This is a genomic window from Ruoffia sp. FAM 26255, assembly GCF_045528525.1.
GTDB lineage: Bacteria > Bacillota > Bacilli > Lactobacillales > Aerococcaceae > Ruoffia > Ruoffia tabacinasalis.
Genome location: NZ_JBGQQX010000003.1, coordinates 24891 through 37089, shown reverse-complemented (window position 1 = coordinate 37089; position 12199 = coordinate 24891). Strand labels below are relative to the sequence as shown.

The following is a 12199-nucleotide window of genomic DNA, read 5'->3' as shown; positions in this document are numbered from 1 at the left end:
CATTAACATAAATTTAAAGGTTGGGAATATACTGTTGACGTCGTATACCCAGCTTTTATTTTTTAGAAAAGAAAGACAAGGAGACAAGTATGGAACAAGCAAAAATCATTAAAGAAGAGCGCTCTTTATTTGATCGAATAAAAGGTTATGGCTATTTATTACCTGCTATCATAGTTTTAGGTGTGTTCATGTTTTGGCCATTCATTCAGACGCTTTATAGAAGTTTATTCCTAACGAATAATTTAGGGGAGAATGCAAAGTTTCTTGGTTTAGGTAACTATCAAGAGTTATTAACTAGTAGTAGTTTCTGGAATAGTGTGCTGGTAACGTTAAACTTTGTATTAATTGTTGTAGGTGTTGGAGTAGTTATTGGGTTCTTAACTGCTCTATTGTGTCAGAAAACATTCCCAGGCATTAAATTTTTCAGTGCAAGTTATGCAATGCCTATGGCAATAGCATCTGCAGGAATGGCGATGATTTTTCAAGTGATGCTAAATCCAACCGTAGGTATTGTTAACCGTTTATTTGGTACATTTACTAACTATTTAGCGAATCCAGACTATGCTCTTCTCGCAGTAGGTATTCTAACTGGTTGGTTAAACAGTGGAATGAATTTTCTTTATTTCAGTTCAGGTTTAGCAAGTATTGATGAATCATTATATGAAAGTGGGTCAATTGATGGAGCGAATGGTTTTCAGAAATTTATATTCATCACACTCCCTTCTTTAAAGCCAACGTTATTCTTCGTTATTGTGACGAATGTCATTAATGCTTTCCAAGGTTTCGGGCAGATTAATATCTTAACAAAAGGTGGTCCAGGACAATCTACGAACGTAATTGTTTACGATATCTACCGAAATGCTTTTATGAATTACCGTTATGGATTTGCTTCAGCGGAGTCTGTTGTATTATTCATTATTGTAATGATACTTACAGTGATTATGTTCAAATTTAGAAAGGGGGCAAATAGCTAATGCAAGCACCAATAAATGCTACTGATAAAAGATATATTCGACGCCGAAAATTAGGGAGATTTGCCTTAATCGTATTAAATGTTATTGCCTGGTTAATTATTATGTTCCCATTAATTTATGCATTTTTAATGGCGATAAAACCATCAGGTGAATTATATGATCCGAATAGTGTGTTATTCCCTCAAAACCCAACATTAACAAACTTTGTTGATGTATTTGATATTGCACCCATCGGTCGCTATATTATGAACTCGCTAATTGTAGCTGTTTCAATTACTTTATTGCAGATAACAACTTCAATCTTAGCAGCCTTTGCTTTTAGATTTTTGAATTTTAAGGGGAAAGGCATTATCTATGGCCTCATCTTATCGACAATGATGATTCCTGGAGAAGCCGTTATTATTTCACAATTTTTAATGGTTTCAGGCTGGGGATTAACTGATTCAATCACTGTATTGATAATTCCTTTTATTGTTTCAGCCTTCAATATATTCTTATGTGTGCAAGCACTAGAAAACTTCCCATATGAGATTTATGAGTCAGCTAAAATAGATGGCTGTAGTGACTTCCGATTTGCTTTTTCAATGGTCTTACCATTAATTAAACCAACAATTGGTGCTATGGCAGTTCAATCATTCCTAGCGGGATGGAACATGTATATGTGGCCGTTATTAGTGACGAATGATGATTCGAACCGAACAGTTCAAATTGGTATTAGTATGCTAAATAGTGTGGATTCACAATCATTAGTTCTAATGGTTGCAGGTGTTGTGATCTGTATGATTCCAAGTTTAGTGATATTCATTGTAGGTCAACGTAATATGGTTAAAGGCTTGACTTCAGGGGCAGTTAAAGGTTAATTCCAATGTTAAGGAGAAGGAAATAATATGGCAAAATTACAATTAAAAAAAGTAGCAAAAGTTTATGAGGATAGCTATAAAGCTGTTAAAAACATTGATTTAGATATTGAAGATAAAGAGTTTATTGTATTAGTAGGACCTTCAGGATGTGGAAAATCTACGACGTTACGTATGATTGCAGGACTTGAAGGAATATCAGAAGGTGAAATGTATATTGGTGATACATTAGTCAATAATATCCCACCAAAAGAACGTGATATCGCAATGGTATTCCAATCCTATGCACTTTACCCACATATGACTGTTCGCGATAATGTTGCATTCGCTATGCGAATGGCAGGGGTTAATAAAACAGACCGTTATAAACGAGTAGATGAAGTTGCGAGTATCTTGCAATTAACAGACCTACTAGACAAAAAACCAGCGCCTTATCAGGCGGACAACGTCAACGTGTGGCTTTAGGACGTGCGATGGTAAGAAATCCTAAAGTATTCTTATTAGATGAGCCTTTATCTAACTTAGACGCTAAATTACGTGTGACAATGCGTTCTGAGATTGTGAGTTTACACCGTAAATTAGAAACAACTTTCGTCTATGTAACGCATGATCAAACTGAAGCCATGACAATGGGGACGCGTATTGCAGTCATGAGTGTTGGAAATGTAGAACAATTTGATACGCCAGCAAATCTTTACTATAATCCAGTTAATGTTTTCGTTGCTGAGTTTATCGGTAGTCCACAAATGAATATGATTCATGGTAAAATAATCAAAGAAAATGATATTATTTATTTCCGAACAGTAGAAAATAAAATTCGTTTACCACATGAAATTGTTGATCGACTAACGGTTGAAGCGACGGGACAAGATGTATTATTAGGGATTCGCCCTGAAAATATCAATTATGCTGACAATCTAGAAGAGAGCAATGTCATAATAGCCAAGGCCAAAAACGTCGAACAAGTTGGTTCAGATACCTTTGTCTACTTTGACTTACAAGCAACGGCTCGTGAAAGTGCGGCACGTTTTAATCCACCACGGATGATACCATTAGGAGCAGATATTCCACTTACGATGGATTTAACAAAAGTCATGTTATTTGATAAGAGTAATAAGCGAGCTATTTTAACCCCACGATCTTTGGAAGGAGTTTTTTAATATATGAGTATGATTATTGCACATAGAGGCTATAGCGGGAAATATCCAGAGAATACGATGCTCGCCTTTGAAAAGGCATATGAGTATGGTGCAGATGGAATTGAATTAGATATTCAATTAACGAAAGACAGCAAAATTGTTATCTGTCATGATGAGGAAATTGATCGAACATCCAATGGAAAAGGCTTCATTCGAGATTATACATTGGCTGAATTACGCGAATTTGAATTCCGTAATAATATGTATGATTTAGAGGATGAGACCGAAGACAATATCAAAATTCCTACTTTAGATGAATTTTTAAATTGGTTAAAAACGACAGAACTCATGGTGAATATTGAATTTAAAACTTCCATCGTAGAATATAAGGGCATTGTTGTAAAAGCCATTGAATTAGTTAAAGAAAGAGAACTTGAAGATCGCGTGATTTTCTCGTCATTTAATCATAATACGATTAAAGAAGTAAAAGAATTAGATAGCTCTTTAAGATGTGGCTTCTTAACGGTGGCAAATTTACTAAACCCTGAAGAGTATTGTAAAAAATATGAGGTTGAGTATTATCATCCAATGTTTGTATCAGCTTTACTTTCACCAAAAATTGTGACTGATTGTAAGAAGTTAGGGATTGGAGTCAATGCTTATACAGCTAATGACAGTGAACATATTCAAGCGTTAATTGCTCTTAACATCGAAGGTGTAATTACAAATGAAGTTGAATTGGCAATTCAATAAACAAGGATCTTTCAACATTAAATTGTTGGTAGATTTGTTTGTAAAGCATGATATAACATTAAATAATTATAATCATTGAAAAGAATATTAAAATAAATTCACATAGCGGAACAAATGGATTGCTTATTAAACGCTTTCATTATATAATATAAAGTGTAACATAGTTGTATAGACAAGTAAAAGGAGGATGAACATGGCAAATTTTGAAAAAGATGCTAAAGCCTTATTGGAACACATTGGTGGAGCAGATAATATTAATGCTGCAACGCATTGTGCTACACGGATGCGTTTTGCATTAAAGGATCCAAGTGAAGCGGATATTCAAGCAATTGAGGCAATACCATCTGTCAAGGGGAGTTTTACGCAAGCAGGTCAATTTCAAGTCATTATTGGTAATAACGTATCTGAATTTTATAAAGAATTTGCGGCGATTTCTGGTGTTTCAGAAGCTTCAAAAGCGGATGTAAAGCAAGCCTCTGAAGCGAATCAATCGTGGTGGCAAAAGGCAATGACGTTCTTAGCTGAGATCTTCGCACCAATTATTCCAGCGATTATTGTAGGGGGACTTATCTTAGGTTTTCGTAATATCTTGGAAGGTGTAGCTTGGGAAGGGTTAGGCGGTCAAACGATTGCTGAGTCTTCTGTATTCTGGAATGGAATTAATCATTTTCTATGGTTACCAGGGGAAGCAATCTTCCATTTCTTACCAGTAGGTATTACATGGGCCGTAACACGTAAGATGGGAACAACTCAGATTTTAGGGATTGTCCTTGGTCTGACTTTAGTTTCACCCCAATTATTGAATGCTTATGGTGCTGCGGAAGCATTAGCATCGGGAGAAGTACCTCAGTGGGACTTTGGTTTTATTCAGTTAGATATGATTGGATATCAAGCTCAAGTAGTTCCAGCAATGTTAGCTGGATTGGCGTTAGGTTATTTAGAGAAATTCTGGCGTCGTGTTGTTCCAGAAATGGTATCAATGATTTTTGTTCCATTTCTATCACTATTACCAGCAGTCATTCTTGCACATACGGTGCTTGGACCAATTGGTTGGTGGATTGGTGACGGAATTTCAACAATTGTTCTGGCTGGATTATCAGGACCATTAAAATCATTATTCGGTTTCTTATTCGGAGCACTCTACTCTCCATTAGTTATTACTGGATTACATCACATGTCAAATGCGATCGATTCACAATTAATCGCAGATACTGGTACAACAGGTCTGTGGCCAATGATTGCTTTATCTAATATTGCTCAAGGCTCAGCTGTAATGGGTGTATGGTGGTTAACGCGTAAAGACGCAGACGAGTCTCAAATTACCATTCCTTCAGCTGTATCAGCTTATCTTGGTGTTACAGAGCCGGCAATGTTTGGGGTAACTTTAAAATATGTTTACCCATTTATTGCTGCGATGGTTGGATCAGGTATCGCTGGGTTTATCTCGACGACATTTAATGTTCAATCGAATGCAATTGGCGTAGGGGGCTTACCGGGATTCCTAGTTATCCATATTGATTCACAAATGTGGTTCTGGATTGCTATGGCAGTGGCTTTAGTTGTGCCGTTTATCTTAACGCTAGTCTTCCACAAAGTTGGTTTCTTAACAGATGCGGGATTAAACTTCGATATCCCATTCTTTAACAGCAAATCTGAGAAGGAAGCATAAGCAAGTTTATATATACAATAGAAGCAGCAAGTTGATCCTAACTTGCTGCTCTTTTATTACAGGAGGAATTTAAGAATGAAATTATCAAAACGTGTAATGTATCAAATCTATCCGAAATCATTTCAAGATACAACAGGTGATGGTTATGGAGATTTACAAGGAATAATAAAAAGATTAGATTACTTAAAAGAGCTTGGTATTGATATGATTTGGTCAAGTCCATTCTATCCTTCACCGCAATATGACAATGGTTATGATGTGAGTGATTATACGGGAATCAATCCAGATTACGGGACAATGGAAGACTTCGATGAGCTAATGGAAGAGCTTCAAAAGCGTGGGATTGATTTAATGATGGATATGGTATTTAACCATGTATCAACGGAACATGAGTGGTTCCAAAAGGCTTTAGCCGGGGATCAATATTATCAAGGTTTTTTCTACTTAGAGCCAGCTAAAGAAGACGGATCATTGCCAACCAATTGGGATTCTAAATTTGGTGGACCGGCTTGGGAAAAATTTGGCGATACAGATTTATATTATTTACACTTATATGACGTGCACCAAGCAGATCTAAATTGGTACAATCCAAATGTACGTAAAGAATTGCAGAAAGTCTTGAACTTTTGGTTAGACAAAGGGGTCAAAGGCTTCCGATTTGATGTATTAAATGTCATTGGGAAAGAATTACCTTTTGTTGATAGTGAAGAACCAGGCTCAGCTCAAGAAAAGTCATTGTATACCGACACACCGATCGTTCATCAGTGGGTAAAAGAATTAAATCAAGCCTCTTTTGGGACACGTGAAGACATTGTCACTGTCGGGGAAATGTCATCGACAAACATACCCAATGGTGTTCGTTACACAAATCCAGCTGAAGAAGAGTTAAGTATGATATTTAATTTCCATCATCTAAAAGTGGATTATGAAAATGGAGAGAAATGGAGTAATCCAGACTTTGATTTCTTGGAATTAAAACGAATTTTAGATGAATGGCAAACTGGAATGTCAGATGGTGACGGATGGAATGCGTTATTCTTAAGTAATCATGACCAACCGCGTGCGAATAGCCGCTTCGGAGATGTTGAGAACTATCCGTTTGAAACAGCGACAATGTTAGCTCAAACCATTCAATTCTTACGAGGAACACCATATATTTATCAAGGTGAAGAAATTGGAATGACCAATCCTAATTATACGTCGATTGAAGAATACAATGATATCGAAACGCATAACAATTACCAAATTCTCTTAGACAAAGGTGTCTCAGAAGCGGAAGCTCTTGAAATTATTCAAGCGAAATCACGTGATAATGGTCGTACACCAGTTCAATGGGATGACAGTGATCACGCAGGCTTTACAACGGGCAATCCTTGGTTAAATGTCGCACCGAATTATAAAGAAGTAAATGCCACTAATGAATTAGCGAATGGTCAAATCTTTTCATATTATCAAGAGTTAATTAAATTACGTCGTGAATATGATGTGATAAGTGATGGGACTTACCGTGGGTTATTATTAGATCATCCAGAAGTAATGGCTTATGTGCGTGAATTAGAAGATGAGAAGTTATTAGTCCTCAGTCATTTCTATCCAAGCGAAGTTACAGTAACTTTACCAGATGAATTCAAGGGCCTATCGTCTAAGAAACTAATTGGTAATGGCACCTTAGAAGAAATGTCTGATTCAATCACGTTGAACGCCTACGAAACAGTGGCATTTTTAATAAAATAATAGACAAATGTGAGGAGAAAACTATGACAGAACGTGAAAAGATGCTAAATGGTGAGTGGTATGACGCTAATTATGACGAAGGACTTGTGAAAGAACGTAGAATTGCACAAGACTTGTGTTTTCAATTTAATCAAACGTCACCTTTAGAAGAAGAAAAGCGACAAGACATTCAAGAAAAATTATTTCAACAAAAGTTAGACAACGTTGGAATCTCTAGTCCATTAACTTGTGATTATGGATCACTTACCCAATTTGGGCATGACGTATTTGTTAATAGTAATGTTTACTTCATGGATGGTGGCGGAATTACAATTGGAAATAATGTCTTTATCGGTCCTAATACTGGTTTCTACACAGCTGCTCATCCATTAGATTTCCCAAGTCGTAATATTGGACTTGAGAAAGCCTCACCGATTGTTGTCGGAAATAATGTTTGGATTGGAGCCCATGTTGCTATTATGCCAGGAGTAGAGATTGGTGACGGGTGTGTGATCGGAGCCGGAAGTGTTGTTACACGTGATATTCCAGCTAATTCATTAGTTATGGGATCACCTGCACGTATTGTTAGAGAAATTGATCAAACAGATCAAATAAAAGATAAATAAAGTTATGAGATAAGAGCGGAGCACTGTCATAGAGTGTTTCGCTCTTACTCTATTTCTATTACTACAGATAATAAACTGTTTCACTTTTTCTTATAACTGTTATAGTTTATTCTGTGGAAACTTAATGAAAGCATATCTTTATTGGTATTTTATAAATAAAAACTGTTGCAAATAGTTATGAAGGGTGTTATCATATTCGTAATGAGACATAGCCAATGTGTCTCAGAATAAACAGCATATACTTTTCCTTAAGGAACCATTCCCTTATAACAGATATATCGATAACGAGTCTGTTCAAATATTAGAAGCCCCCCAAACCTCTCATATTTTATACAAATATCGTTATCCATCTACCACAGAACTTCTAAGAGTTCTGTTTTTTTATTGCACAAAAAAAGCTGTTAACTTAGAGTTAGACAGCTTTTTCTATATAATTATTTATTACGTACTGTTTGTAAAGCTTCTGACCAGCTAACAACATCGTTTAACATATTATTTATTGAATCTGTATGGTAATCAGCAGGTTTAAACGTGCTCATTTGTTCGAAGTCGGTGTTCATACTGAATGTTACTTGAGGACCAACAACAGCAACTTTTAAGTTACCTAACATTGGACGCATCATCACACTTGCGCTAATTCCTAATTGTCCACCGTATGACACAATTCCAGCTGCTTTGTGGAAGAATTCACTTGCTAAGTAATCAATCGCATCTTTTAAGCCACCCGTTACAGCTTTATTGTATTCTGGTGTAACAAAGATAAAGCCATCTAATTCTTTCACTTTATCAGACCATCTCTTAACGTTAGGATTTGGACGATCATCTGTTGCAATAGGAGGAATAACCTCGTCAAAGCGTGGAAGATCAAACTCTTTAATATCCACTAATTCGAATTCTGCGTTATTATTATGCGCTTTCGCAAATTCTAAAATCCATTCTGCCACTTGTAAATTTACACGTGAGTTACGTGTACTACCTGTAATAATTCCAATTTTAACCATATGTTAGCCTCCTAATAATTTTGATACCGTAATAATTCTAGCTTAAGTATGTTATTTTTACAAACGAATATGTGAATAAATGAATATAAAAATTTATTACTATAAAATTATCTGGTAAATTCCTCACAACACTCTACTCAATGAAGAAGACTATGCTATAATGAAATTAATATTTTGAGGAGACGAATGTGAATACATATGAAATTAAAACAACTTATTTTAAGCTCAATCGCTTTCTTGCTCGTCGGATGTGCAAGTGAACCTATGATTAACTTAAGCGAAGAGAACCAAAGTATTATAGAAGAGAAACGTCAAAGTCTAGAGGGTAACCAAACAGAAGATGAAAGTACAGAAGGTACTGAAAGTGAAACCAATTCAGCAGAAGGTGAGGACACTCAAAGCCAAGAACCTGAAGAAGCAAGTAACAGTCAGATTCTAACTAGCTTCGATACAAGTGAATGGGTAGCTTTAGAAGAGGCCGTTCAGTTAAATATTGAAGATTACTTACCAAACGTTATGTATCAAATTAAGCAATATAGTAATGGGGAGACGTCACGTGTTGACTACCCTAACTTTGTGGACCAAACATTGAACATGATGCAAGTGGAAGCACGTATAACAGATCAAACGCCCATCGTGAATATCTTTAGTTGGGGAAATTCACAAATTACTCGCTTAGAAGAAAGTTCAGAATTGAATCCATATGTGAATCATCTAACAGGGATGAATGGTCAAACGACTCAGGAATCTGAACTCTTGCTACAAGCACCCCTACAAGTTGGTACAAGTTGGCAACGTGATGCAACGACAACAAGTGAGATTACTGCGATCTATAGCCAAGCGATGATAAGAGATTTAGAGTTAGAGAATGTGATCGAAGTTACTTCAACACTTGAATCAGGTACTTTAATTGAATATTACGCCCAAAATGAAGGTGTCGTAGCGACCGTTGAAGCCGACGATGCGGGGACGGTGACGCAAGTATGGCAAGCACAAGCAATCTATCATGAGAACCGTATTATCAATAATGTTGAAGTGATGCTGCCGACAACGGATGATGCGATGGTTGAGCCTGGGCAAGCAGCATTCTCATGGCAAACGAACGGGAATTTTGCAAGTGCTTTTGACAGTATGTTTAAAGAGATGGGTATTTTAGATGATACGATTACAGTCCAATCGGTCACTTTAGATGAAGGAGTTGTCATCATTGACTTCTCACCTGGGGTGGTAGCTGTATTGAATAGCCATGAAGCTTCAGAACAAGCAGTGATTGCTTCAATTGTAACGACACTAGGGAATTTCTTTAATGCGGATCAAGTACGTTTAACAGTGAATAATAGTGGTATGTTACCAGATACGCTTGAATACCCTACGAATGGGATTTATCAAGTGAGTACAATAACGACTCCTTTAGAGACAGTCGATGCTTCAGTTGAATCAAGTGAGTCAACATCGAACGCTTCATCAATGGATGAGTCTGCAACTACAGATGAAAGTCAAACAACGACCGGTTCAGAATCACTTTAACAGTGGATAGGAGCAAATGATGTCTAACATAATCGTAATTATGTTTATTCTATTTAACACAACTATCAGTGGATTGTATTTTACTTTTTCTAATACTATTATGCCTGTGCTAAAGCAAGAAGAGGATGCTCGTATTGGTATTCGAATAATGAATCGAATCAATGATGTAATACAGAACAGTCTATTTTTCCTATTGTTCTTTGGCTCCCCTTTACTAGCGGTAGCCATGGTTTTGATGAATATGGGTTCTATCTTGTTTTGGGTGGGGAGTTTGTTACATATTATCGGAAGCTTTTTAGTAACCATTGTGAAAAATGTTCCCTGGAACAATCGACTGATGAATGAAGCCGATGAGACCAGTTGGCAAGAATATGTTAGCGAGTGGACTCGCTGGAATACGATTCGAGCTATTATGGGTTTGTTAGCTTCGACAATTATTTTGCTTGAATTATTCTATTAAAAAAGTGGGTTTGGAAATTGTCCAAACCCACTTTTTATTTGCATTAATTATGTGCTCTAAACCATTGATTCACTCGTAAGTTCATTACTTCTAGAAATTGATCAGCTTGATTAATATTATCGAAAAGAACGACTAAGGCGTACTGTGGCTGATTATTTTCATAATAGATTCCACTATCATTAACTGCTTGCTCATAGCGACCAAATTTATTCGCCATCATCTCATTATTAACATATGACGTGAACAATTGGGACGGACTTGTTTCAAACATTAAGTTAATCAAGTCACTGTAGGATTCATCTTGAACAATTTTAATTAATACTTGTTCAGTAATATAAGCTGAACTTAGATTACTGTTTAAGAAGTCTTCTGGTTTCTCATCAATTCCAGCAAACGTTAAAATATCTTCGCGGAAATTACCGAATTCTTTATCGTACTCAGCTTTAAGTATATTCATTGCAGTATTATCTGAATGAGTGATTGCTTCTGTAATCAGTTCCTCAATCGTATAACTGCTTTCCAAAGGACCGTTTGTAATGTTTCCAGCCCCAGCTTCAAATAATGCTTCACTGTAATCAAGTTCACTATCTAATTGATACTCACCTGAGTTGATTAAATCAATGTATAAGGCAGACAGTGGAACTTTCGTTATACTTGCTGCAGTAAATAATTCATTCTCGTTCAGATAGTAATGTTCCTCATTGTGGAAGTTATAATAAGCTAAACTGATTTCAGATGAGTTGACGTTAAACTCAGTAAGTGTTTGGTCTATGACATCAGCCATATTTTCATAGGCGTCTAAGTCTAAAGGTTCAATTCCATTTTCTTCCATCAAATCAGTTTGATAGATGTCGTCAAAAGTAAGCTCTGATTCTGAAGAACTTTCTGTCGATTCGTCTTCTTCTTGGCTTTCATCTTCAGAACTGCTATCAGATGATGCGCTGCTTGCTTCGGATTCTGATTCACTTGTCTCGTCTTCTTCTTGGCTTTCATCTTCAGAACTACTTTCAGATGATGCACTGCTTGATTCAGATTCAGCTTCATTTGTCTCGTCTTCCTCGGTGCTTTCATCTTCAGAACTGCCTTCAGATGATGCGCTGCTTGCTTCGGATTCAGCTTCATTTGTCTCATCTTCTTCTCGGCTTTCATCTTCAGAACTACTTTCAGAAGAATCACTTTCTTCTTCGCTACTTTGGCTAGGTACAACTGCCACGCGATTACTTTGGTTAGTTGTATCTACGTCCAGTGTCGTTTCCACGTCACTTTCACTCTCTAGTTCTGATTCATCCGTTTGAGAACTCGCTTCGCTAACACTTTCGACAGTTTCTTCACTGGATTGATTTGCTTGAGACGATACATCTTGTGAAGATGTTTTACTAGGCGCCTCTCCTTTACTGTCGTAATTAAGGTATAAAACGAAAGTAAAGCCTAATACAATGAGGATAATTAGACCCCACCGCAAATTTTGATTATTTTGCAT

Annotated in this window: 10 protein-coding genes and 1 pseudogene; 9 read left to right on the top strand and 2 right to left on the bottom strand. The window is 36.5% G+C overall.

Going from position 1 to position 12199, the window contains the following annotated elements:
- Nucleotides 1-89: 89 nt before the first annotated feature.
- The 7 genes and pseudogenes from ACEN31_RS01070 (at nucleotide 90) to ACEN31_RS01040 (ending at nucleotide 7731) form a co-directional block, all read left to right on the top strand.
- On the top strand, nucleotides 90-974 hold the full coding sequence (locus tag ACEN31_RS01070; RefSeq protein WP_138403773.1) for a carbohydrate ABC transporter permease: 885 nt from the start codon (nucleotides 90-92) through the stop codon (nucleotides 972-974).
- Nucleotides 974-1834 (top strand): carbohydrate ABC transporter permease, encoded by an 861-nt coding sequence (locus tag ACEN31_RS01065; protein WP_407089859.1) that lies wholly within the window; start codon nucleotides 974-976, stop codon nucleotides 1832-1834. Before ACEN31_RS01070 ends, ACEN31_RS01065 begins: the two co-directional genes overlap by 1 nt.
- 27 nt (nucleotides 1835-1861) lie before the next feature.
- A pseudogene (locus ACEN31_RS01060) lies at nucleotides 1862-2991 on the top strand (ABC transporter ATP-binding protein).
- A gap of 3 nt (nucleotides 2992-2994) precedes the next feature.
- Nucleotides 2995-3723, top strand: a complete 729-nt coding sequence (locus tag ACEN31_RS01055; protein ID WP_407108335.1) for a glycerophosphodiester phosphodiesterase — start codon at nucleotides 2995-2997, stop codon at nucleotides 3721-3723.
- Nucleotides 3724-3916: 193 nt separating this feature from the next.
- Nucleotides 3917-5392 (top strand): PTS system trehalose-specific EIIBC component, encoded by a 1476-nt coding sequence (treP, locus tag ACEN31_RS01050; RefSeq protein ID WP_407108333.1) that lies wholly within the window; start codon nucleotides 3917-3919, stop codon nucleotides 5390-5392.
- A gap of 75 nt (nucleotides 5393-5467) precedes the next feature.
- Nucleotides 5468-7126, top strand: coding sequence for an alpha,alpha-phosphotrehalase (gene treC / locus ACEN31_RS01045; protein ID WP_407108332.1), 1659 nt, complete (start codon nucleotides 5468-5470; stop codon nucleotides 7124-7126).
- A 23-nt stretch (nucleotides 7127-7149) separates the two neighbouring features.
- On the top strand, nucleotides 7150-7731 hold the full coding sequence (locus ACEN31_RS01040; protein WP_407108331.1) for a sugar O-acetyltransferase: 582 nt from the start codon (nucleotides 7150-7152) through the stop codon (nucleotides 7729-7731).
- A gap of 434 nt (nucleotides 7732-8165) precedes the next feature.
- Here ACEN31_RS01040 and ACEN31_RS01035 read toward each other — a convergent pair whose 3' ends face one another.
- Nucleotides 8166-8732 (bottom strand): NADPH-dependent FMN reductase, encoded by a 567-nt coding sequence (locus ACEN31_RS01035; protein WP_138403784.1) that lies wholly within the window; start codon nucleotides 8730-8732, stop codon nucleotides 8166-8168.
- Nucleotides 8733-8930: 198 nt separating this feature from the next.
- Between ACEN31_RS01035 and ACEN31_RS01030 the strand changes: the two genes are divergently transcribed.
- The gene (locus ACEN31_RS01030; protein WP_407108330.1) at nucleotides 8931-10259 is read left to right on the top strand and encodes a GerMN domain-containing protein; all 1329 of its coding nucleotides are present in this window, start codon (nucleotides 8931-8933) and stop codon (nucleotides 10257-10259) included.
- Between the two features lie 100 nt (nucleotides 10260-10359).
- Complete coding sequence (locus ACEN31_RS01025) at nucleotides 10360-10719, top strand: DUF1772 domain-containing protein (RefSeq protein ID WP_407108329.1); 360 nt, start codon at nucleotides 10360-10362, stop codon at nucleotides 10717-10719.
- Between the two features lie 43 nt (nucleotides 10720-10762).
- Here the strand turns inward: ACEN31_RS01025 and ACEN31_RS01020 are convergent, their stop codons facing one another.
- The gene (locus ACEN31_RS01020; RefSeq protein WP_407108328.1) at nucleotides 10763-12199 is read right to left on the bottom strand and encodes a serine hydrolase; all 1437 of its coding nucleotides are present in this window, start codon (nucleotides 12197-12199) and stop codon (nucleotides 10763-10765) included.